This is a genomic window from Paenibacillus sp. P2(2022) (assembly GCF_029522175.1).
Classification (GTDB): Bacteria; Bacillota; Bacilli; order Paenibacillales; family Paenibacillaceae; genus Paenibacillus; species Paenibacillus polymyxa.
On the sequence record NZ_JAKWFI010000004.1, the window covers coordinates 117,726 to 144,205 of the forward strand.

9 protein-coding genes are annotated in these 26,480 nt (G+C 48.8%); all 9 read right to left on the bottom strand.

What is annotated here, in order from left to right; translation table 11 throughout:
- Positions 1-27: 27 nt before the first annotated feature.
- The 9 genes from MMB75_RS15095 to uvrA all read right to left on the bottom strand — a co-directional run bounded on the left by MMB75_RS15095 (position 28) and on the right by uvrA (position 26,467).
- Positions 28-4,062, bottom strand: coding sequence for a type I polyketide synthase (locus MMB75_RS15095; RefSeq protein WP_103042264.1), 4,035 nt, complete (start codon positions 4,060-4,062; stop codon positions 28-30).
- A gap of 3 nt (positions 4,063-4,065) precedes the next feature.
- Positions 4,066-6,090, bottom strand: a complete 2,025-nt coding sequence (locus MMB75_RS15100; protein WP_103042263.1) for a non-ribosomal peptide synthetase — start codon at positions 6,088-6,090, stop codon at positions 4,066-4,068.
- A gap of 5 nt (positions 6,091-6,095) precedes the next feature.
- Positions 6,096-7,307, bottom strand: a complete 1,212-nt coding sequence (locus tag MMB75_RS15105) for a pyridoxal phosphate-dependent aminotransferase (RefSeq protein ID WP_017426436.1) — start codon at positions 7,305-7,307, stop codon at positions 6,096-6,098.
- A 31-nt stretch (positions 7,308-7,338) separates the two neighbouring features.
- Positions 7,339-12,261 carry a condensation domain-containing protein gene (locus MMB75_RS15110; RefSeq protein WP_103042262.1) on the bottom strand — a complete coding sequence of 1,641 codons (4,923 nt, stop codon included), beginning with the start codon at positions 12,259-12,261 and terminating at the stop codon, positions 7,339-7,341.
- Entirely contained in the window at positions 12,258-19,880 is a 7,623-nt protein-coding gene (locus MMB75_RS15115; RefSeq protein ID WP_103042261.1) for an amino acid adenylation domain-containing protein, read from the bottom strand. The genes MMB75_RS15110 and MMB75_RS15115 overlap by 4 nt, the downstream gene beginning before the upstream one ends.
- A 73-nt stretch (positions 19,881-19,953) precedes the next feature.
- On the bottom strand, positions 19,954-21,102 hold the full coding sequence (locus tag MMB75_RS15120) for an archaeosine biosynthesis radical SAM protein RaSEA (RefSeq protein WP_017426433.1): 1,149 nt from the start codon (positions 21,100-21,102) through the stop codon (positions 19,954-19,956).
- Between the two features lie 2 nt (positions 21,103-21,104).
- A complete protein-coding gene (locus MMB75_RS15125; RefSeq protein WP_045244097.1) occupies positions 21,105-22,511 on the bottom strand; it encodes a condensation domain-containing protein in 1,407 nt (468 codons plus the stop codon).
- 12 nt (positions 22,512-22,523) lie between these two features.
- Positions 22,524-23,555: a class I SAM-dependent methyltransferase gene (locus MMB75_RS15130; protein WP_045244098.1), complete on the bottom strand. Its 1,032-nt coding sequence runs from the start codon at positions 23,553-23,555 to the stop codon at positions 22,524-22,526.
- Positions 23,552-26,467, bottom strand: a complete 2,916-nt coding sequence (uvrA, locus tag MMB75_RS15135) for an excinuclease ABC subunit UvrA (protein ID WP_045244099.1) — start codon at positions 26,465-26,467, stop codon at positions 23,552-23,554. The genes MMB75_RS15130 and uvrA overlap by 4 nt, the downstream gene beginning before the upstream one ends.
- Positions 26,468-26,480: the final 13 nt, after the last annotated feature.

The window sequence follows — 26,480 nt, forward strand, 5'->3', positions numbered from 1 at the left end:
CACCTGTTAGCCCAACACAAACCCGTTTTATTGTTCAGCCTCAGCAAAATGACGTGGTAATACCGGAATGATATCTTCCTCTTCAGAACCGCTGCGATTGGATTCATCGATCCAAGTTCCCAGCCCGGCCACTGTCGGCTCCTGAAAAAAGACCTGAATCGGCACATCTATGGCCAGCTGGTCTTTGATTTTAGCAATGACACTCATCAGCATCAGGGAATCTCCATTTTCAAAAAAGTCCTGGTGTATGCTAATTTCCTCATGTCCTAGCACCTCGCCCCAAATCTGACCTAGCTGCCGTTCCGTTTCCGAATAGACCTCTCCGTCACGACCGATCAAGGTCACTTGGATGTGAGGCCGCATATGCACTCCAGTGTTCGCAAGCTGTGACTTGGGCTGTAGCGTATGAAATAGCTCTTCCTCAAAAGAAACAAATTTAGCACCCAGCTTCACATTTCGCTGAATCATATCGTTCAGAGCTTCATTAGAAGTAATGAACTGCTTCAGCTCCTGATAGGACTCCAGCAGATGGCTGTAGGCTTCTGACTCTTGCTCGTTATGTCCCTGTGCTTGCTCTGTAATTTCCTTTGTTAAGTCTGGGGAAAAGTGAACCTTGAGCAGCGTCAGCACTTGAGCCAGCTTCTGGCTGCGAATGTTGGCGATGACCGCTTGGGTCAGTTTATATTGCAAAAGCCGATCAAGCAGCTTTCCATAGTCCTCGGACGAAATCGGCTGAGATAACATACGTTGATCCATCAGTTCGTTCGGTGTATCCCCCATCTCCAGATCCGACCAGTTGATCGCCATCACTTCCATGCCGCGACGGCTCTGATAGTGGGCATACTGATCCAGAAATGCATTCGCAGCAGCATAGCTGCCCAAACCTACGCCTCCCAGTTGCGAAGCCACTGACGAGAACAGAATGTAAAAGTCCAGCGTCTGCTCCTTGGTCACCTCGTTCAACACCCATGTTCCGGTCACCTTGGCTTCCATGGTTCGCTGAAATGCGGCGGTATCCATCTGTTCCAGACGAACCTCCTCCAAATGCATCGCGGCATTAATAACCCCCTGAATTGGACCGTAACGTGCATGTATATCCTCAACGACCTTCTTCATGGAAGCCAGGTGCGTGATATCTGCTGCATAGTAGCTAACTTCGGAGCCAAGGCTTTCAATCTCCAACAGTCGGCGGATTTTCTTCGCAATCGCAGAAGTGTCCGGTCCTACAGCTCGTTCCTGCCAAGTTCCCCGGTCTGGAAGCTCTGTCCGATTGACCAGCACTAGCTTTACATTGGCCTGGCGGGCAAAATAGCGGCAAGTCTCCAGTCCTACCGAACCGGCTCCCCCGGCTATCAAATAGACACCGCCCTCGCGTAGCGTAATTTTGCGGCGTGGAAGGGCTGCAAGCCGCATCCGTTCCAGCTGTTGTGTATACCGCTGACCGCCACGCCATGCTGAACCTTGATCTGCTTCATCCCGATTCAATTCCAACATGATTTCCCGAGCGATGTCGGAATTCTCCCGTCCGATTGTTTCTACATCCATACAGCTACAACGGTGCTGGCTATATTCCTGTGAAACGACCTTCATCAATCCCCACAGAGGCGCTTTTTCCGGGAACACATATGTATCCTCCGCTACGACCAGCTGTGCGTAGTTCGAGACGACCTTGATTTCCAACGAGCGATGAATCGAACTTGCTTGCACTGCCTTCATTAAATAAAAAAGACTTAAAACTCCTTGCTCCTGACTTTCATTCAAATCGTCGAGTTTCCGCATGCGACTACGAATTTCGGTACATGTCCACAGATGCACGATGCCAGCAAGCTCTGCTCCCCCTTGCGTTTCGGACTCTGCCACGGCTGCAAGCAGCTTGGCATAATCCTCCGCAAAGCCGGGACGAATCCGATAATGTCCCGGATCTACGACCGAAAAAGCAGATGCAGCCTCTACAATGATCGGCGTTTCTCCTTGGGCCTTCATCAACTCACCAAGTGAATCAGCGACCCCTTCTTCATCCGCCAGAATAAGCCAAGATTTCCCGGCAGAAGGCCGCTCTGGGAGGGTAGAATCCGTGAGAGGACTGGCTATCCAATTCAGTTCATAAAACCAATGATCCACCTGTTTCTCCGGTTCAGATTTCATGGCTGGAGAAGTCGCTTCGTGCTCTAGCGCATGCTCGGGAATATACTCCACCCAATGCCGCTTTCCTGAAAATGGATAGACAGGCAAAGGAACACGGCGCCTTTGCTCCAAATCATGCAGGGCAGCCCAATTGATCTCGCTACCTTGCATATATTCATCTACAACCTGCTCCAGACTGGTGTCGGGCTGCACCTTAAAGCTTTTCTCTTCACGGGTTGTCAGACGGGTATAATAAATCCTCTCTCCCGCCAAAGCTGGACGCACAGCTTCATCTGCGTTTGCAAAACGCTCTATCCCTTCCCTAAGCTCATCAAGGCTTGTAGCTACAATTGCAAGCCGATAAGCATAGTGCCCGCGTCCCTGATTGCTTGTGAAACAAATATCTGGCAGTGTATGAGTTGTACGGTCCAAAAATGTACGGTAACGGTCAACCAAAGCATTGAAGGAAGCTTTGCTCTTGGCAGACAACGTAAATACGTACGGCACGTCTTCTACACTGGCGGACAGGCTCCGCTCATCCTGCTCATATTCTTCTAATATGACATGGCAGTTGGTCCCTGCCAGACCAAAAGCACTGACCCCCGCCCGCCGTGGTACTCCTGCCTCCGTCTCCCATGGAACCAGCTCTGTATTCACATATACAGGCGATTCGATGAAATTAATGTGCGGATTCGGCTCGTTAAAATGTAGGGTTGCCGGAATCTCCTTCTGTTGCAACAACAGCACCGTTTTGATTAGACCCGCAATACCAGCTGCGGTGTCCAAATGACCGATGTTTGTTTTTACCGCACCCAGAGCACAAAAATGCCGCTTGTCCGTGTAGCTACGGAAGGCATTGGTAATGCCTTCGATCTCAATCGGATCACCTAGACGAGTTCCTGTACCGTGAGCCTCGATGTAGGTTACTGTTTCAGGGGGTATGCCCGCATTGCGCCAAGCTTCCTTCATCAGCTCCGTCTGAGCCAAGGCACTTGGGGCGGTAATACCGTTGGACTTTCCATCTGAATTCATGGAACTCCCTTTAATAACGGCGTAGATATGATCCCGATCCTTCTTGGCCTTTTCCAGCGTCTTCAGTACAATGACTCCAAATCCCTCGCCCCAGACAGTTCCATTCGCTGCAGCATCGAAGGTACGAGCGACAGAATCAGGAGAAGCAATGCCGATATCCACCAGCCCCTCGTCTACAGGAAACAGGGTTAGGTTTAGTCCTCCAGCTACAGCCATGTCGCAGTCTCCTGTAATCAGCCCTTTAACCGCATGATGTACAGCGGCCAAAGATGCCGAGCAAGCAGTATCAATCAGATGACTGCCGCTGGCGAGATTCAGCAGGTAGGCCACCCGACTGGCTACGACTGAAATGGTATTGCCGGGCAAAGCATAAGGCTCCATGTTCTGAATCAGCTGCAAGTAGTCGGCATCCGTATCCCCTACGTACACTCCGGTACGTGAGCCATACAATTCCTTTTCGGCGTATCCAGCATCCTCCAGTGCTTCCCAGGTAACTTCGAGGAAAATGCGCTGCAAAGGGTCCATACAACGGGCTTCCGCTGGCGTGATATTAAAATATTCTGCATCAAAACGGTCAATATGGTCCAAATACGCTCCTCTGCGATACTTAATCTCAGGCGCATATCGTTTGCCTTTAAAATAATCTCGAATAGGCCGATCTACATCCGACTTGCGACTTTCCGGAAATTCTCTTACGGCATCCATGCCGTTTACGAGATTATCCCAAAATTCATCCGTTCCATTCGCCCCCGGAAAACGGCAAGCCATCCCCACAACAGCAATATCATCGACTTTTACTGTTTTGGCCTCATTTTCGAATAGCTCTTTTAGCATCGGCAGAGCTTCTGTTTTGGAGAGATGTTTTGCAGCCACCTGAGCTAGCAAGTAATTCTGAACCCGTTTCATATGTTATCCCTCCTTCAGATGGTCCAGCGCCCGTATAGACTGGCTTACATCCAGTGAGCCATCTTCAATTTGATCCAGCAGGCTCATGAGATCCTGATCCAGCTGTTCGTCATCCTTGGATTGATTTTCAAAATGATTCATATACGCTGCAATCGTAGGATAGGAGAACAGCTCAGCGACCGTCGCCTTGCTGCCCAGCGCGTGTTGCATCTTACGATGCAGTCGAACAATCGAGATGGAGTTGCCGCCGATTTCAAAAAAGCTGTCATGGATGCCGACGTCCTCCGGACTTATATTTAAAATTCCGGCCCAGATTTTGGCCAGCATATGTTCTCTCTCGTTACGGGGCGCCACATATGCGGTTGAACGATGAACTCGCCGCTCCGGCTGTGGCAGATTTTTGCGATCAATCTTTCCGTTAGGAGTAAGCGGCATCTCCAGCAGTTCCATAAAAAATCCTGGAATCATATACTCAGGCAATAATTCACGCAGGTGAGTTGTCAGATCATCCACTTCAAGCCCTTTTTCCAGCGATGTAAAATAACATAAAAGATTGGTTACACCAAACTCATCAGTTTGGGCAACTACAGCCGTTTCCTTAATCCCTGGAAAGACAGATACAGCCCGTTCCACTTCTTTCAGCTCTACGCGATATCCTCGCACCTGAACCTGATCATCCTTACGTCCGCTGTACTCCAGGATGCCATCTGGTCGTAACAAGCCCAGATCTCCCGTACGATATAATCTTTCGCCGGTTTTGGGATGCTGGGTAAAAGCCTTGTCAGTGGCTTCCGGCTTATTCCAGTACCCCGCCGTCAGACCAATGCCGCCGATACAGATTTCGCCTTTGACCTCAAAGGGGCACAACTGCCCCTCCTTGTCCAAAATATAGACATGCGTATTCGCAAGCGGCCTGCCCAATGGAATACTCAACTCTCCTTTTGCCGGAGATGCGTCAATCAGGTAACAGGTTGCATAAATAGCCGACTCGGTCATGCCGTAAATGTTGGCAATCTTGGCTTCCCGGAACGTGCTGTACCAGTCTCGCACCCCATTGACGAGCAAGGCTTCGCCTCCATTGAGTACCCACTTTAGTTCCGGCAGCGGATGGTCTGTCTCATCGGTCGGAATCGCATCCAAAAAGAGACTCATCTGAGCTGGAACAAACTGGGTAATAGTAACCTTGTCATCTCGCAGCTGTTCATAGAGCCTTTGTGGATCTTTGACCGTATCCGAACTGAAAATGGACAGCTTGGCTCCATAAATCAAGGGCCAGAAGAACTCCCATACCGAGTCGGTGAAGCTGGCGGAAGTCTTCTGCGCAATCACATCTGCTGCGGCCAGACAGAAAGTATCCTGCAACCAAAAAAGCGTGTTCAGCACAGCCTTATGCGTCATCATGACTCCTTTGGGATCTCCCGTGGAGCCTGAGGTGTAAATCAGATATGCCAGATCATTTTCACAGGCAGGACAGTGCCATGAAGCCTTTCCCTGGTGCTCCCAATCCGATCGTTGATACACAGTCAGCTTATCTGTTTGCACCTTTGTTTCGTCGAGGCAGACAGCGGTCGTCATACTCTCCGGCAAATCTTCCAGCATCGTCTGCAGTTTGGCAGACTCGGTGATCAGCACACTGCAGGCACTGTCGCGCAGCATATATTGAATCCGTTTTTTCGGATAATCCGGATCAATAGGTACATAGGCCGCCCCTGCTTTTAATACACCGAAAACAGCCACCAAAAGCTCAATTCCCCGTTCCGCTACCACCGCTACCCGCTGGTTAGGCCGCACACCTACTGCGTACAGTAGGCGGGCCATTCGGTTCGCTTGTTCCTCCAGTTCGGCATATGTGATGGAAGAACCATATTCTTCGATAGCAGTATGCTGAGGGGTTTTCGCGACCTGACGGACAAACAAATCAGGAATCGTCAGCTGTTCCTCATAAGCCTTGCTGGTCTGATTCATCTCCGCAATGACGCGTTCCTCATTTGCCGATAGAATTTCAAATGCATCAAAATCTAGATCCATAGGAGCTACTCCTGAACCGGAATTGCAGCAGATCCAGCCGATTGACCTACCAAGCTATTTGTGAAAAAGTCCACTAATCGGTCTATGCCTTCGTTGTATCGCGTTGTAGAGTAGGACAGGCGCAGCATTTTCGGCAATCCAAAATCAGAACCCGGCACTGTCGCCACTTGTTTGGCTCTCATTATTTGTTCCGCCAGCTCCAAACTTGTCTCAATGCCGTGCTCGTCCATGTATTTCTCACAATCAAGTGTGAAGTAAAAGCTACCTTGAGCAGGAATGGCACGTACGAGTGGAACCTCATTGAACCGCTCCACCGTATAATCCCGTCTTGCTCTGTACAGGCTGACCAGTTGCTCAATCTCTTCGGGATGCGCCAATGCTTCGAGCGCGCCAAACTGCACGACAGGGTCAGCTGTCAACAAGGTATGATGCTGTATGACCGTGAGCGGTGTGACCAGCTCGTCAGGAACGATACAGTAGCCAACGCGCCGACTGTACATCCGGTATCCTTTGGAGAAAGCATTCGTCGTAATAAAAGCTGATTTGGTATCCGTCAGCTCCAGTACCGAGGTGCTTCGTTCATCAAAGCAAACATTGGCATAAATCTCATCATTAATGACTACAGCCTGTCCGTCGATGATTTCATCAATGGCGTACAGTTCTTCTTTCGTTAAAATATTGCCTAACGGATTGCCAGGCGAATTAATTACCACAATTTTGGTTTTATCCGTGAAGTTTTCCCTGAAGGAATCCAGATCGAGTGCCAGCGTATCCAGATTAATATCATAGTAGCGAACGTTCGCCCCTACCAATTGAGCGCAGAAATGATACAGGGAATAATACGGACGCGGCAGCAGTACCTCATCCCCTTCTTTCGCTAATAAATAAAACAAATTCCGGAACAAGGCACTGGTGCCCACATTAATCAAGATATTGTTAGGGTTAATGTCCAGATCGTAGGTTTTCTTGTATTCCTCCGCCAAAGCTTCCTTTAATTCCGGCAAGCCCGGTGGGAATACAAGCGAGCTTTTTTCAAAGGTATCTAATGCATCCTTCATCGACTGAATAATATCCTCGTGCAAAGGTAGCTCGGATTTTCCCAAGGTCATCCGAATGACCTCCTTGGAGCCGTTTTTCTCAAATTCATAAGCCATTTGATCCAGAACGAACATTAAAAACCGATTGTCGTAAAATTCAATAGATGATCTCAATTCCATTTGTAATTGCCTCCTTTGAATGAAACGCACGTTAATGGGATACTTTGGACAGGCTAGACACACTACCAGCAATGGTCTTGATTATTTTGTGATACCTCTCCAACATAGAGTGAACATAAGAAGATTCCAGCAAAGCGGTATTCCACCTCAGGGAACAGGTCAGTCCGGTTGTTAATCTCACAACAGACAGTTGCAGTGCTGCTGGTTCTGAGGGATATACACGTAATCCCACTTCCCCTATCACAGGTAAAGAGCTCGTGCAGTCCTCTTCGCAAAAGATGACGTTAAAACGGGTTGAATACTCCGCCCCGCTCTTCAACACATTAGGGTCCAGCAGCAAATGAAACGGATATAAAACGGCTTGAAGTGCAGCTTGATGCTTGTCCTTCACTTTTTCTAGCAAAGGATTAAACGACGAAAGCCCCTCCATTGAAACTCTGACTGGCACAGGATGCTGGATGCGTAAAGGTACTCCGCTCCCCTGCACCGGATGTCCCTCGGGATGAACGACATGGATCAAAAGCTCCTCCGCTTGCGTCAATTGCCGCAGCAGCAGGAAATAACAGGCGAATAAAATGTCTGTAACACTACTATCATGACTGGAGGCAAAAGTGTGCAGAGCCTCAGTCTCCTCTGTGGCGAGGGTCAACTCGATGGAATCCCATTCAGACGTTGCAGAAGCATCTTCTCCTCGTTTGAACGGCAATCCGATTTGAGGAAGCGGATTTCGTAAAGCTTCGGTCCAGTACGCTTTTTGCGGCTCCAAATATCCTTCCTGCAACAACTGATGCTGCCAATAGGTAAAGTCAATCTGCGGTATGGGCTGAAATGTGTGGACTGCATCCACTACCGAATCCGTAACAGCGGCGGAATAGCGGATAAACAGTCGTTCCAGCCAATCTTTCATGTCCAGACATTCCATTAGTAATGGATGAACAGCCACGATCAATTGGCACCGTTCGTTGTTGTCACACCCCAAGCGAACCCGATACAGCGGCCCTTGTCGTGGCTCAAACGGGTTACGATACTCGGCAGCCACACTAGAATCCGCCCAAGAAGCTGCATCCTCCTCTATGACATCCGTGAATGTGTAATCCAACGGAAGATGTGTCTTCACCTGCTGAGTCGGCTCGGAGATCTCTTCCCTGAAGATTATTCTGAGCGTACTGTGTTCGGCTTGCAGTTCTTCCAACACCCTGACAAATAACGTCTGATCCACCTTGCCTGTCCACGCTGCACAAACGATCACATGAGGAGTTGATCCCCGATGTCGCCATAACTGCTTTTGGTAAAAAGATAAAGGATGCCACTCAGCCTCTGGTCGCGGACAAATCGGAGGAATCGCAAAAGTGGAGTCCTTTGCTCGTCGTTTCCGCTTCATGTTGTCCGCTTCCTCAGGTGAAAAAATCCGGTACTCCGCCAAAGCTTGTTCAGGCTGGTCCAGAATCTGGTCGATCAGGCTGAGCAAGTGTCGTGCAAGTGTAGTGATTGTCTGTTGGTGAAACAACCGGGAATAATACTCAAAGGTGCAATTTAGCTCTCCCTGCATCCCTTGAAAAATGTCGAGCTTCAAATCCATGGTTGAGCTGTGTTTGGCCCAGTCCACCATGTCCAGCGTCACATCTCCCATCGTAAATTGGGTCCTCTGCATCCCCTGATTATGTAAAATAAGCATGGTGTCAAAAATAGGGTTGCGTGAAAGATCACGTTTCTGATCCAGGTGCTCCACCATCTTTTCAAATGGATAATCCTGATGATCATACGCAGCTATAGTCCGATGAGCCACCTCCTTTAAAAAGTCTGTAAAGCAGCGCTCTCCTGCCGGAGTATTACGAATAGGCAAATAGTTCGTAAAAAGACCTATCGTATGCTCTACCCCCGTATAACGTCTTCCAGCAATGAGAGAACCTACAATGACATCCTCCTGCCCTGTGTATTGATACAGCAGCACATTGTATACAGCCAGAAGTGTCATATATAGCGTAGCCCCGTGTTCTTGTCCCAGGGCTCGCAAGCGGTCAGCAGCTACCTTGTCAATCGTGAACGAATACATGCCCCCTTCAAAAGTCATCACAGGCGGCCGTGGATAATCACTGGGCAGATTCAGAACCGGTAGTCCTGCCTCCCGCCCTTCCGTTAACGTCTTCAGCCAAAATTTCTCCTGTTTCAGCAACTGCTCGCTGTGCAGAAAAGCATTTTGCCATACTGCATAGTCCTTATACTGAATACGTAGCGGTGGCAAGCTCTGCCCGCTATAAAGACTGGTAAATTCCCGAATGAGGATTTCCATGGAAACACCATCTGAAACAATATGATGCATGTCAAACATCAGCAAATGCTTGTCCTCTTCATCACGCTGATCCGTTAATCGCAGCAAGCACACACGAAGTAAAGGCGCCTCTCCCAAGGAAAATGGCTGTACAAATTCTTCCATCCGTTTTTGCACATCGGCTCCTTCTGAAGCCACTCCCAGTGATATCGCAAGCTCTGCTTCCGGAAGAACACTTTGCACAATTTCATCCTCTGCCACATCAAACACCGTCCGAAAGGATTCATGACGACGAATGATCGCAGCAAATGCGTCTTTTAAGCGCTCCACATCCAAACGCCCAGTGATCATAGCCGCTCCGGGCATGTTGTAGCTCAAATTACCTTCTGCCAGCTGCTTCAGAATAAACTGACGCCGCTGTGCGTTGGATACGGGGTAAAATGCTTGTGGAGACACTGGTTCGATAGATGGGTAATCCGTTGTTTCTCCTCCTGAAACAAGCTGGGCAAGCTCACGAATACAAGGGTGTCCAAACAAGTCAACCAATGTAATTCTCGTGTGGAACACCTGACTGATGGCTGTAATCAGATCCGTAGCCAGCAGTGAGTCTCCACCCAATTCGAAGAAATCAGCATCTATAGACAGCTCGTCAATACCCAAAATCCGTCCCCAAATGCGTGCCAGCCTGTCTTCCGTTTCCGTCGGAACATACCCATCACGAAAGGAAACACGTACTTCGTTATAGGCTGGCAACTGTTCGTTACGACCACGGCTTCGACGTTCGATCGGCGGCTCTACCCAGTAGCGCTGCTTGTCCCAGGCGTATGTAGGCAAAGGAACTTTGACACATCCGTCTGCCGAATAATCCTCCAACCAGCGTCTGTTCTCTCCGTTAACATATCGCCGGGCAATCATTCGTGCATCTGTATCCAGCGTCATTTCTGCCAGGGGCAGGGGCTCGCTATATATAGTGCAAAAAATCCCCTGTTGCTCCAGCCCTGTTCCATCCTGACAGACCAATGCGTTATAAGCCTGGCGCAGCTTTGAGCAAAGACTGATCCGATCCGAAACTGGAATTGCCAATCGATAAGCATGATGCTCTCTGCCCGTGTTCAGGACATAACAGATATTTTCCAAAGACGGAATATCGTCACTCTCCAAAAAATCAATATATCGGGCAGTCAATCTTCGCAGTGAATCCTCACTATATGCCGAAAGCGTAAATACTCGTTCCTCACCGCAGGGTGCATCGGAGGACGATGATAGTGAGGCTCTGCTGCCCTGATACTCCTCCAGCACCACGTGACAATTTGTACCGCTTAATCCCCATGAACTGATACCCGCTCTCAGTGGAATCCCGTCCTCACTTCGCCAATCAGCTAGCTTTGTATGAATATAGACCGGAGAACTATGCAAGTTCATCAACGGATTGGGATACGCAAAATGCAGGGTAGGCGGAAGTTTTTTATGCTGTAAAGCCAGAATCATTTTAATTAGCCCTGCCATGCCCGAGGCCGAATCCAGATGACCGATATTGCTTTTGACTGAGCCGATTCCACAAAATTGTCTTTTTTGCGTATACCTGCGAAAAGCATTTGTAATCCCTTTGATTTCAATCGGATCTCCAATTTTGGTCCCTGTTCCATGAGCCTCAATGTAAGAGATCGTCGACGGATCAATGCCTGCACGCTTCCAAGCCTCTACAATCACTTCTTCCTGGGCTCGGGCATTCGGGGATGCCAATCCGTTGGAAGCACCATCCTGATTGATAGCACTTGCTTTAATCACCGAGTAAATATAATCGTGATCCTTCTCAGCTTGTTCCAGTGGCTTGATTAGAACAACGCCACAACCTTCACCCCATCCCGTACCATCGGCATCAGCGTCGAAGCTGCGTGATTGTCCTTGCGACGAGGTGATCCCAAGCCCTCCCGGTTCCAATCTGGTGGGTAAAGCGCCAATGGCTACTCCGCCCACCAAAGCCATACTGCAATCTCCAGCAAGCAATCCTTCACATGCAAGATGCAAAGCGACAAGAGAGGAGGAGCAGGCGGTCGCTACACTGAGTGCAGGCCCAGATAGATTCAAGGCATAAGCCAGACGGCTTGCGATCACGGGCGGAAAATTCCCGACAAAAGCGGTGGATGAATCACTTTCGATCAGCTCCTTGTACCTCGCTTCACTATAGCCGACATATACGCCCACCCGTGAGCCACGGATACGTTCTCCGCCATAACCTGCATCCTCAATGGCCTCATAACCGGTTTCCATAAACATACGCTGCTGCGGGTCCATATATTTGGCTTCCCCTGGGAGGATATTAAAGAATGCAGCGTCAAACGTATCTATTTCGTCTAGATAACCTGCTGGCATATACGGCCCTTGATTGTGTTCATCCAAAAAAGGTCGGATCTGCTCCAAACGTGAGCTTGGAAACATTCGTATCCCATTCAGACCATGAACCAGATTGTTCCAATATTGCTCCTTGGTATCTGCTTGCGGGAATCGTCCAGCTACGCCGATGATGGCTATATCCCTGTTGCGGTTTATCCCCTCGTGGACTGCAGACGATGACGCAGCTTTGAGCTGAACTTGATATTGCTTGATCAGAGAATACGCATGCTCTTCAGATAATTCCTGTTTGGCTACAAGCTGCAAAATGGCTTCAACAAACGTATCCCTCATATGCTTTCATATCCTTTCATAGCCTCATCCACTGAAATAGCGTCCTCCTTTACCCGCTTGATCAGACTCCGCAAATCCTCATCCGCATGGTCAAGGTCAGAAGCTTCGACCTGTAATTGCGGGTCTTGGGTTATCACTTCTTTTGTACTGGCGGCAAGCCTGCCTTCTATAAATTGCGCCAGCTGTGAAACTGTACCGTACGAGAACAGATCTCCGGCCTCCACTTCAGGATCAACCCGTTCATTCAGAAGACTCAGCACTTTTAAAATAAGCAGGGAATCCCCACCAATTTCAAAAAAATGTTGACTCACATCAATTTCTTCGTATCCCAGCACCTCGGCCCAGATTTGAGCAATCTGCTGTTCCAATTCTGTGTAAGGTTCTGTGGGTTTCCCCTTTAGACTGACCTTCACATCTGTCACCAAACGGTTAGGCTTGACGAATGACGGAGCTCCTACCTCCTTAGTGGATTGCGGTACAGCTCGATGTCGATCCGTCAGCATATCCGGTGCAAGCTGAATTTTCATCATCGGCGCCCATTCACGGAGCTTCTGTGTATCAAACTTGCCGATAGCCACTTGATCCAGCGGACAAGACAAGCTCATGTGGAAAGCAGCCAGTGCATCCGGTACAGGCATATAATCCATACAGCCTGGTCCTGTAAGTCCCTCCCATGCGTACCAGTTGATTGCCAACGTCGTTTGCCCCCGCATGTTCCGCTGTGCGCTGAAGGCATCCATAAAAGTGTTGGCAGCCGCATAATCCCCACCGCCAGCTCCGCCCCATAGCGAAGCTACCGAAGAGAAGAGAACGAAGAAATCTGTCTCTCGCTCAGCTAGAAGCTTATCCAGTACTAACGTGCCATGAATTTTGGGGCAAAGTACCTTCCCAAAGTCATCCCTATTCTGAACTTCCAGCGGACGGCTGGTATCGCCGCTAGCTGCTGCGCAATGAACCACTCCTTTAATGGGGCCAAAACGAGCTTGCACATCTTCAAAAATCAGCTGCACCTGCCTAAAATCAGACACATCTCCCGCGTAGTAATGGACCTGTGAGCCGTGTTTTTCCATATCTACAAAGGCTGACAACTTACGATAAGTTGCAGCATCAGCTTGTCTTTCCACCGGATCATGTATAATTTGTGACCAATGCTCTTTTTCCGGCAGCTCTGTCCGATTCAGAATGACCAGATGGATCGGGGCTTGCTGGGACAAATACCGGCAGACCTCAAGTCCCAAGCCTCCTGCACCACCAGTCACGATATACACCGCACCCGGACGAATGGTGACGGAACGCCGAGCTGGAATATTCGGATGATTCCGAGTATCCGGGGTGCTTACCATGTCCGATTCCAGACGGGCCATGCCTTGGATATATCGTTCCTGACGGATGACAACGAACGAATCTGTTTTATTTTCTTGCAGCTCGGTCATGATCAGATCCGCAACTTGCTCCCTCGTGTGGTGGATCGTATCAACATCCAGTCCGAAACATTGCAATTGTGGATGCTCCTGAGAAATAACCTTCACTAAACCGTGAATCGCAGATTTTTCAGGTGATATATACTGTTCATCCGAAATCCGCTGTGTAAAGTTCGAGACCACTCGCAAATCGAGCGTTTCATGTAAACCCTGATGCAGTAATGCTTTTGTCAGAAAATAAAGGCTATAGACACCTGACTCCAAAGCAACATCCACAGTTTCAATATTGACTGGAGTTGAAGGGGGATCTGTGCAGGTCCAGAGATGAACGATACCGTTCAAGCGCTGATTCCGTTGTCTCAGTTCACTCATGAGTTGAAGGTAATCTGCTTCTACACCCGCCCGGATGGTGTATTGATGATGGCTCTGTTTTTCAAACATCTGCCCCATCTCTACGGTCACCACCTGATGGTCAGCATGCGTCAAGCGAAGCGCCAGCTCGTCACCAATTCCCAGCTTGTCTTTAAAGATTAGCCAGTTTCCCTGAGCCAGTGCACCTTCTCTTGTCTTCTTCAGTTCTTTTGGAGTCCAGCGAACACGGTACATTAAATCTTCGATTGTACTCACCTGTGCTTGTTCACTCATTCGACCGATAATCAATGCGGTCTCAGCCTTAGTACGGTTTGGCAAACGCACAGGGAAGGTCCGTACTTCCGTGAATTGCTCTTCCTTCAACAACTGCTCCCATGTTTCCGTCGGAACCAGTGGAGAATCCTTTCGTATATCCTGATCTTCGAACAGCCACCATCCCTCTGTCATTCCCCACACGAGATTTTCCGCAGGCTCGTTCTGCACCTTTTCGATCATAAACAGGGCTCCACCAGGGGCAAGTACCTTTTTCAACTGGGACAAGGAGGTTCGCAAACGGCTCGTGGCATGAATCACATTCAGACCAATAATGATATCAAACTGTTCCGCCACAAAGCCTTGCGCCAAAGGATCTTCTTCAATATTAAAAGTTTGATATTGAACAAACGGATAGGCTGCAAACTGCTTTTGTGCTTCCAAAATGATGCCCCGTCCCAAATCGGTATAGCAATACTCCACTTGGAGACCTGCTATGGCTGGAAAAAGGACCTTACCCACCGTTCCCGAGCCAGCCCCGACTTCCAGAATGCGGAGTCGTTTTCCCGCTTGTGCTAAAATATGCTGCCTTAATGCGTCCAGCGCCATCGTCTCACACAGATCGCCCAGGGTACGTCCCTGATTGGCAAAGCCCTCCAGAAATTGCGGTGTGCCATCGGGAAACAGTACACTCAAAGGCGATCTTTTCCCCGTTAATACAGCCGGATAGGCGTCCAGACAATACTTCAACACCTTGAAGGTTCCAGCAAATGCCGGATATTGCTCGATGTATTGGGTACATAACACCGACAGGTCGGGAACTGACTGATCAACGGTCAGCATTATATTTTCACCGTCCAAGCGGACGTGGCCCTGCTTCTCTACGAAACGCAGCATGAACCGGAAGAGACGCTGATATGTGGAGGTGATCCCTATCGTATGCAGCATTTCAGACTCTTTGTATACTTTTCCAGGTTCTGTGAGCGTCCCCCATTGCCTGAATAGTTCGATGATAAGCTGGGCTGCAAATTCATCAACCGCCTCTTTATATCCCTGGACTGCCGCGAATCCGCTCTCCTCCAATAACCGTTCACCGAATTGAAAAACCATCTCGGTAGCCTGCCAGAAATCAGGAGCTCCCTTCTGCGTGTCAGCGATCAATTCCGCACTGGCTGGTACATCCGGTGATTGCTGAATTTTAGGTTCAACCCAGTAGCGCTTCTCTTCAAACGGGTAGCCTGGAAGAGGGACACGCACCCGGTTCTGTCCGCGATAATAGTCATCCCACTCCAGCTCACTGCCCTGCATATAAGCCTCCACCAAACGTTCCAGTGATTCCGCAGGCTGGACTCTGTACGGCGCTGGATTTCCCCCTGTTTTGCCTATCGTATTTACGTATATTCGTTCGCGATCTAGTAATATGGAAGCCGCATTTTGATCGCCCTGCTCTGCAAACAGCTTGAGTTTACGCTGTAATTCTTCCTGCGAGCTGACGACGGTAGCCAAACGATAAGCATCGTTTCCACGACTGATATTGGTGCAGTAACAAATGTCTGCCAAAGCTTCGTGGTTATTTCCCAAATAAGCCGCAAACCTCTCGGCATAAGCGTAGAGCGCTTGTTCGGTCCGGGCAGACAAAGTGAACAAATATTCTTCGCCCGGAGGCGGAGCTTCTCTTTGGAGCGTATATTCCTCCAATACAACATGGCAATTCGTTCCGCTCAGACCAAATGAGCTTACACCTGCACGACGAATCCCGCATTCAGGCATCCATTCCTGAAGTGACGGAGCGACATAAACCGGAGAATTGACAAAATCAATATGCGGGTTAGGCACTTTAAAATGAAGGGATGCTGGAATCTGGCGTTTGGTCATGGCCAGCACTGCCTTCATAAACCCGGCAATCCCTGCTGCTGAATCCAGATGCCCGATATTGCTCTTGACCGATCCTACCGCACAGAACTGTTTACGATTTGTATAGCGTCCAAAAGCCCGCGCAATGCCTTCCATTTCAATAGGATCGCCTAGCTTGGTGCCTGTTCCATGTGTCTCGATATATGAAATTGTCTGTGGATCAATCCCCGCGCGCTTCCAGGCTTCCTCAATCACATCAGCCTGCGCAGCGGCATTAGGAGCGGTCATTCCGTTGGATCGCCCATCCGAGTTAGCCGCGCTTCCTTTGATCACTGCGTAAATATAATCACCATCAGCCACGGCCTGCTCCAGTGACTTGAGTACAACAGCACCTACTCCTTCGCCACCACCTGTACCGTCCGCCGATGCGTCGTACGCTTTCGTCTTGCCATCAGGCGCTGCGATTCCCATGCTGAAGAGATTTTCATCTACCATCGACAGGTACAGATTGACACCGCCAGCCACAGCCATTTCGCAGCTACCAGACGTGATCTCCTGTACCGCATGATGCACAGCCATGAGTGAAGAGGAACAGGCCGTGTTAATGACCTCTGCCGGGCCTGTCCAATTAAAGACATAAGCAATCCTTCCGGCAATCACAGCTTGTAAATTCCCCGGTATAGCAGAGGGCTCAATCTGTGGCATCAGGTCCAAATATTGCGGTGTACCTGTTCCTACAAATACTCCCGTCTTCGACCCGTACACCTCTTTTTCCGAGTATCCCGCATTCATCATTGCTTCCCAAACAACTTGTAACAGCAGGCGCTGCTGTGGGTCCATCATTCGTGCTTCATTTGGAGCTATATGGAAAAACGATGTATCAAAGCCATCAATTCGCTCCAGATATGCCCCTTGCGGTAACTGCCCTAACTGTCCAGCTACATTATCTGAACCATGAACTATATCTTGTAACCGATGAGTTGGAATGTCGCGAACAGCATCCACTTCACGACACAGATTGTCCCAGAAGGCATCGCAACTGTCCGCCATAGGAAAACGGCAAGCCATGCCAATCACAGCAACATCACCATGTCTTCCTTTGGCTCCAAGCTCAGCCCTGTGGATATGTTGCCGTCTTGTATCCATTTCGCGAAGGGGTTTGATAGGTTTCTCCACACCGCCGGACTGAATGATTTGGGCCTGCATCGCGATCGTATGATGTGTAAAAAGCTGCGGAATGGTCAGCTGAGTCTTCAGTAAATGGTGGATTCTGCTTTGCAGTCGCACGATAGACAACGAGTTGCCCCCTGCTTCAAAAAAACTGTCCTCCACACTAACGGCAGGCACGGACAGCAACTTCTTCCAGATATCCGCCAGTTGTTCCTCCAACTCATTACGTGGTGCCACATATGCACGAGTATGGACTACTCCAATCCGTTGCAAAGGCAGCGCCTTTTTATCCACCTTGCCATTTGCCGTGACAGGCATGGACTCCAGACAAACTACATGTGCCGGAACCATATAGTCCGGTACATATTGCTTCAGGTACAATTGGATGTCATTGGTTCCTAACGGAGATGCTTTCGAGGTCTTCAGCCTTTTCAATGTATAAAAGGCTGCAAGCTCCTCGGTGTGCTCTGATCCATGCGGAATGACCACAGCCTCTTTGATGGACGGATGACTTCTGAGAATAGTCTCAATCTCCCCCAGTTCCACACGCATCCCTCGGATTTTAACCTGGTCATCCGACCTGCCGACAAACTCCAGATTACCGTCTGGCAACCATCTCACCAGATCGCCTGTTTTATACATCCGCTCTGCTTGGGTTCCAAACGGGTTCGGCACAAAGCGTTCGTCCGTCAAGCGTGGATTGTATAAGTATCCTCGCGCCAATCCAGCTCCAGCGATGAACAGCTCTCCAGTCGCCCCAAAGGGCAGCAAGCGTTGCTGTGGATCTAGAACATACACCTGATAATTTAATAGCGGCTTGCCTATGGGTAGAGTTGCCCGTTGCTCTGCAGGTTGGCATTCATACAAAGTCGTATTAATAGCCGCTTCTGTCGGACCGTAAATGTTAAACAGCTCGCCTATGTTCAGCTTATCTCGTAAATGCTGTACCAGCTGCCCGCTACAAACCTCACCTGCCATGATGATAAAAGCAAAGGGATGCTCAATATCTGGTACCTGCTCCAACAGCACTTCCATTAGTGAAGGTACGGTATTTAACACATTAATCTGTTCCTTCCGTACCAGTCCCCAAAAGGCGCTTGGATCTGTCTTGGCTTCTTTTGGAACCAGATACAGTGTCCCTCCGGTAGCTAAAGGCAAAAAAATCTGCTGCACAGAAGGATCGAATGTGAATGGAGCCATCAAAATATGTCTCAATTGTTCATGGAAATCATAGCTGTGTTTCAGCCCAGCCAATTGATTAACAATATGTCGATGCTCTATCATCACGCCTTTGGGCGTTCCAGTCGAGCCTGATGTATATATGACATACGCCATATGATCAGGTCTGCCTTGAACTGGCAGATTGGACGTCTCGCCTGTATAGAAGGCGGGATTGGACAGATCAAGCACTGTTCCTTGAAAAGGATGGGCATCCACATACTGTGGCGGTGAGATCAGCAACTCCATCCGACTATCCGTAAAAAGTTGCTGTACCCGCTCTGCTGGAAACGCCGGATCTATCGGACAATACGCCCCTCCTGCCTTTAGTACCGCCAGGATCACCACGATAACTTCCACCGTCGGCTCAGTCATGATGCCGACAATATCATCTGGACCCACTCCATGACGTTGTAAAGCACGGGCAAGTTGATTGGCTCTTGCATTTAGCTCTCTGTAACTAATGCAATATTCTGCTTCGACTACAGCAGCTTGCTCAGGCGTTTGTACCACCTGTTCTTCGAACAACTGATGCAGCATATTCACATCCGTCAGTTCTACAGCCGTCTGATTTAAGCCATTTACTAGAAGCTCTCGTTGCTGTGGAGCCAGCATATTTGCCGCATCATCCTCCAGAGAAACCGCTGATTTCTTAGGCCATTGAGCCAGAACATACAGCAAGTTGGCAGCAAAGGATTCAAGCAAGGACATCGAGTACACCTCAGGTCGATAAACGAGTTGCAGTATCCGACCTTCTTCTTCGTTCGGTACAAGCTTGATTATCAGATCGAATCGATCCAGGTCATCGACCGCCGTTTGTAATCCCTCATCCACACATGCCAGTTGCCACAGTTCTTGCAGCTCTCTCCCATGAAGAGATGTCCACTTGTCATAGAGAAGGGACAAAGAATTGGCCTGATGGTTCAATGTTCGGGAAAACTCGGCCTTCATGTCTTCGTTTAGCTCACGCCACGTTCGACTTCCTTGAACCCGAGGCTTGAGAAAAAGCAGACTCCCTGGCTCGGATTGGGCCTGTACAAGCGTCGTCGTGCCAATACATATATCTTCTGACTGCGAATAGCGATGAAGCAGCCCAGACAGCGCCGTCAAGAACAAAATAAAACGTCCCAGTTCCGAGCCTTTCGACATTTGATCCAGTTGGCGGATTGTCTCCCTGGGAATAACCCGTTCTAGCGTTTCTCTGCGTGCTCCCGGTTGATAGTTAGACTTGCTTTTGCTTACAGGCAATAATTCCCGCGGCAGATCTTGAGACCATTTTTTCATCCAATATTCTTCAATGATCCGGTCTTTCAGATGCGTACTCTTGTCCATACACACTCCCCTCTCTGTCAACCGTTCCCGGCCTTCATGAGCTGACGAATCCACATGATCTTTAATTGGTGGACTACTTGATTAATTCACTATTCAAAATACTCAGTCTCTCCTCAAAAGGAGGATGCACGTGCTTCAATTCTTTCTCCCATTCCGCCTTGCAGCTGCAATCCAGATGCTCCAGAACGCTTGGATCAAGAGTGTGATTATACTCCTTCAACGCCTCCATCACTCGATCACTGCATTGCGGGCAATTGTAAGGCACCCCGACAGGAGAAGGATAAAATTGGAACAATCCGACGATGATCTTCCCCAAATGTGCCGTCCGTTTTACCACCTCAACGATACTCCAGAGCCATGCCGGTTTATAGGCCTCTTGATCACTTAAATACTGCACCAGTGTATAATCCTGTACGGTACAGCTTTCCAGTGAAACAGTCGTCGTACCGATCTCAAAAGCATGTTCAATCGTTTGTACGGCATGCTCGATAGCCTCTTGTTCCGTAATAAAAGGCGGCTTCAGCAACACATAGCTGCGTAAATTTAGCTCCTGAGTCACCAAGCGGGCGGCCTTGTCAAATTGTTTTAATGAAAAGCCCTTGTTTATGCATACATACCGCAAAAAATCATCAATCATTTCAAGTCCCATGGCGACTTCCACATGCTTATCCGGTAAAAGGCGCTTAATTTCCGCCATATTTTCCTGCGTTACAAACTCGGGTCTGGTTTCAATAACCAGCATTTTGATTTCGGGCTTTTCCCCAACCATGCGTATGATCTCCCACAATGCTTCAGCTGGAACTTCATTGTCGTTGAGAATGGAGCCGTTATTATACAGATTGAGTAAAGGATATTTGGTAAAATCAATCCGATTGAACTCCTTCCGAAATTGCTCCAAATAATAATGGGCGGATAGAGGGCCGTCTTTGCGCGTTTGCTTGGCTAAATGACCGCACATGGTGCAGCCGTTTCCATTTTTCAGAGCCCACTCGCATCCGTTCGACATTAAATACATGACTGCACGTTGGTAGTTTTTCCCTTGAAAGTTTTCCTCACGAATATCCGTTTCTGTCGCTACTTTGTCCAAATGATACTGTTCATCCGGAATTTTGGCGTGAATTTCCTTCATTAAATTAGCAATGAGTCGGTAATAGTGGGCAGTTTCCTTCGTAGTCATCCATTGATAGGAATCCATTTGTTCCCAGTCCTTCGGCTTTCTCATCTTCATACACCCCTTTTCAAAGTATCCGGGCTATAATCAAATTCAATCGCCCAGACCTCTTGCAGTCCCTTTTCCATCTCCGTCAAGGAGTGAATATCCTGAATAGCACAATCTCTTTCTGTAACCATCAGCCTGAGCAAAGCGACATAACGTTCACATAAGAGTTCTATTGTCGATGTTTCATATGTTGAAGGCTGATACAACATTTGGATGGCTGTTTGCTCCATTTGATGAATACTCACTAGAAGTGAATAATCCGTTACGCTATGCCCGGCAAAGGATTCCAAGGTCAATTCACTTTGTCGATTGATCTCCAGCGGATAATTTTCAATCACGAGCAATGTATCAAATAGAGGCTCTGTGCTTCTGAAATTTCCGTAAGTTTGTATATCCACAAGCGGTGTTGTTTCGTAAGGCTGCCTCGCTATACTCGCTTGCTGAACATCGAGCAGCGCTTGTTGCAGCGTATCGCTATTCCCAGACAGCAACCGCATAGGAACCGTGTTCATCAGAAGACCTACCATTCGTTCAATTCCAGGCAAGCTGCTGGAGCGGCCAGATACTGTTGTGCCGAAAAGCACGTCTTGCCGACCGCTAACCTTTTGCAGCAGAACGCCCCAAGCCGCTGTAAAAAGGGTACCTATCGTTACCGATTCTTCCTTCGCGACAGTTTCCAGCTCATTCACCAGATCTGGCGGCAATATATACGATTCGCAAGCCGTATCGCTTATTTTTGGGGCAGAAGTGGTATTAAGCAGGTACAGGGGCTGAGCTTCATATCCAGCCAGATAAGCTTGCCAAAATGCCTTGCTTCCGCTCTTATCCTGCTTTCCAAGCCATTTCACGTACTCTCGGAAATGCGGCTTGCTTATCTTTTCCGGTTCTCGGCCTGCACGCAGCGTATGATATGCGCGGATAAACTCACCCAGCACAATGCCATTACTCCAGCCATCCATCACGATATGATGGTTGCTGACCATCATGATATGACGATCATGCATTAGCCTAAACACTGTAATCCGCAGTAGTGGACCCTCGGACAGGTCAAATCCTACAGCACGGTCCGCCGCGCACAGTTCCTGTATTATCGTCTCTTGCTCCATCTCCTCCACTTCTGTGAGGTCATGGAAAGCGAAAGATAGTACGCGTCCTTTTAGGATAATCTGAACCGGGTTCTGGATCTTTTCCCAGCGGAATACGCTTCTCAGCACTTCATGCTGTTGAACCGTCCATTTCCACGCCTCACAGCAGACAGACAGATCAAGCTGGCCACGTAGCGTATAGCTGTATTGTTCAAAATAAGCTCCTGTGTCCTTGTCCCGCAAATAGTGGTAGAGCATCCCTTCCTGCATGGGAGTCAAACCAATAACATCCTCCACACGTGTTTTGTTCAATGGACGGTGGCTCATGGTTGTTCCCCCTTACATTTGAATGATAGTGCCAATCCCATATGCGAATAGTCCCTCTTGCGGGTGACGGATAAACGGTTCTCGACAGCCTGTTGGGTCTACAAATTCCTGAAAGGACGGATAACTTTGTTTCACTTCGTCCCAAAAAACGCCAACATCGTATCCTCTTCCCCACGTCTCAGGTCGCATGCTGATATCATGAAAAGCAATCATGCCGCCCGGTGCCACCAGCTCTTGATACATGCGGAAATCCGAACTCACACCACCGTAGGAATGATCTCCATCAATAAATAGAAGGTCAATCTGGCGATTTCCCAGCACCTTTTTCAAATCCTGTTTGGTCGAGCAGTGAAATGAACGATCGCGAATAAAAGAAAACTGCTGTTTCGCGCTGCCGAAACTGGAGTAAAGCTTCACCTCATTGTCATCCTGACCGCCTCCATACGGTCCACCCGGATAATCAATACTGACGAGCAGGGCTTCCGGGTCGGCTAGTTGGCTCAAGCAATAAAATACGCCGCCGCTGGCTGTCCCGATCTCAACGACTGTTTTAGGCTTTTGGCGCTTCACGACCTCCAGAAAATGACGCAGCTCATAGGGATTCTGAATGGCTGGAAAAACAGGTACATGCTCAGCGACCTGCTCCAAAATAGCTCTTAACCGGATGGATTGCGGACTAGTTACGTCCTCTTTAAGATTTTCCGGGGAAAGAAGTTCAAACAACTCGGGCACGATAACCTTAGCCAAAAGTCCTTCTACATCAGGCTCATCTTCCCCGTCCACTAACCAGGCTTCCGGCAACTTAGGAAGCTTGTCCTCTGGATTCTCTCCTTTTTCAATGGCTGCTTTGAAGTGACTCGCCTGCTCCCGTGTTAGCTTCACATACCCAGGCTTCCACGCATGAATGAGCAGAAAATCACCTTTCACCTTGATATGATCCAAGCCAAACTTGTGCACCCATGGCAGATCGTTGTATCGCTTTTGCAAATAATAATTTAAGGGGCCTGTCGGAAGAATTCGTAAATGGTCCAATCTGTTACTCATGCTCTCACCTCGTCCTCGTTGAAATCCATCCCGACATTACGCAAAAATGAGCCGGTATGGGAATGCACACAGGCTGCAACCTGCTCAGGGGTTCCAGCCACCACCAGCTGTCCACCTCTGGTCCCTCCTTCGGGACCAAGATCCAACACATAATCTGCCGTTTTGATCAAATGCAGATTATGTTCAATGATGAGGACGGTATTACCTTCATCTACGAGCTGTTGAAGGATGGTTAGCAGACGCTGGATGTCGTCAGGATGCAAGCCTGTGGTCGGTTCATCCAGAATGTATAACTGGCTGCGCCCCTTTTTTAACTGACCTAGCTCCTCCACCAGCTTAATACGCTGGGCTTCCCCGCCAGATAATGTCGTTGCAGACTGACCCAGCTTCATATAACCAAGACCCAGTTGGTTCATAAGCTTCAGCTTGCTGTAAATAACAGGCTGGTCAGCAAAGAAAACTGCAGCTTCTTCAATACTCATCTCCAATACATCCGCAATATTCTTCTCTTGATATGTAATGGCCAGTATATCTTCACTGTAGCGTCTGCCCCGGCACGTCTCGCACATCATTTCAACGTCAGACATAAACTGCATTTCAGTGACGATCACCCCGAGTCCTGAACAAACTTCACAGCGTCCACCCGGTGAATTGAAGCTAAAATGTGCATCCTTCCGTTGCAGCTGTCTGGCTCTTTCAGTCCTGGCAAACAACTTACGGATAGCGTCAAACACCCCCACATAGGTAGCCGGAGTGGATCGCGATGTTCGTCCAATTGGCTTCTGATCGATACAAATCACCTGCTCAATCGACGCTTCTCCTTTCATCTCTACATCGAGCTTCAGATATGCAGGCTTACCATCCAGGTGAGCACGCAATTTTTCATATATAACGTTATGAACCAGCGTGGTTTTCCCTGATCCGGATACCCCTGTGACACAAACCAAGCAACCGAGCGGTATGCGTATGTTCAGGTTCTGTAGATTATTCTCCCTCGCTCCCAGCACCTCCAGATACTTCCCGTCACGAGCCTTTCTCCGCCTTGAGGGCAATGGAATACCTCGCCGGCCGGCCAAATATTGTCCCGTCAAAGAATTGGGATTGCTCATGACTTGTTCCACCGTCCCCTGTGCCACAATTTCACCACCGAGCGCTCCTGCACCAGGTCCAATATCCACAAGATAATCCGCTTGGGCCATAATCTCTTCATCATGTTCGACGACCAAGATGGTGTTTCCCAAATCCCGTAGCCTGTGAAGCATGGCTATCATTTTGCCGGTATCCTTCGGGTGCAATCCGACACTGGGTTCATCCAAAATGTAGATCATCCCCATCAGTCCTGAGCTTAGTTGAGTCGTTAAGCGTACGCGCTGCGATTCACCACCCGAGAGCATCGTCACCGGACGGTTCAGACTTAAATAGTCCAGTCCCATGTCGAGCAGCAACGCCAGACGAGTCTTCATTTCCTGTAAAATAGGCTGTGCGACAGCCGCAAGACTCTGGAAAAATCGGGGGGCCGTTCGCAGTAGTTCATCGCAGTATGCATGCAGCTCAACTAACGGCATATTCGAAAAATCACGGATCGTTTGATCCCCTACACGATACAGAAGACGTTCTGCCTTCAAACGGGCTCCTCCGCAGCTCGGACATACTTGTTCTCTCATGACTTCCTTATCTTCCGCTTTCATGGCGCTCATTTCGTCCTTGGCATTAGCGTTGAAGCGCTCATAAATGAGATTCACAATGCCCGCAAATTTTTCATGCATTGGCTTGCCACCTGTAGCAGGATTCTCAATGGCAATCTTTTCCCCTTGAGTTCCGTATAGCACAGCGTATAACGCCTCATTCGGCAGATCCTTTACCGCCGTATTCAGGTCAAAATGATACCGGGTCGCCAGTCCCTCTAAAATTTTTCGATTTTTATGAAATTTCTCTTTCTCGCATTGCCAGCCAAGCAGGTGGATCGCTCCTTCGGCCACACTTTTGGATCGATCAGGAATCACACGTTCGAGATTCACTTCATAATGTGTGCCAAGTCCTGTACATGTCGGACAAGCACCCAGAGGACTATTGGATGAAAAAGCTCCTGCCGAGATTTCACTGACCATCATTCCGCAACGGCAACACCCGGAGTTTGGAGTACATGCAGATCGTTTATCGACCATAGGTCGAATTTGCATCCATCCGTCTCCCACATCCAGCGCCTTGTCTACCAAAACTTGAATATCTTTGACTTGCTCCACGGAATTTGAAATCGTCACTCGACCAACCAGTACCTCCAGCCGGTTGTACTCTTTTCCTAGGTGTACTACCTGTGGAGACATGCTGGAGAACAAAACTTCTGCTTGCTGTACATCCAGCAATTTTTGGTTCCAATTTAACTGGGTATAGCCCTTTTTTCGTATTTCCTTCAGCAACGCTACAGGCCCGCCATGTGGCATGGAAAGAATTGGCGCATATACATCAATAGATGTATCAGATGGATATTGGAGTACCTGCTCTGTGATTTTCTTTCTGTTCTGAACAGGCAATCCTTCCCGGCAATAGGGACAAACGGCCTGACTTGTTCGAGAAAACAATAACCGCACATAAGAAGAAAGCTCGGTCAATGTTCCCACAGTAGACCTTGGGTTCCGGGACAACGTCTTTTGCTCCATCGCAATTGCTGGAGACAGCCCTTCGATCAAGTCCACATCCGCATCTTCCGTTTTTCGCAAGCCCATTCGCTCATATGCGGACAGCGACTCCATTAAGCGTCGCCGTCCTTCTGCATATAGTGTATTGAACACTAGTGACGATTTCCCTGAGCCGCTTACTCCCGTGAAGACGACCAATTGATCCCGCGGAATCCGCATAGAGATATTTTTCAGGTTATGCTGTCTAGCGCCTTTGACAACAATGTAGTTTTGCATGTTTAAGCCCACA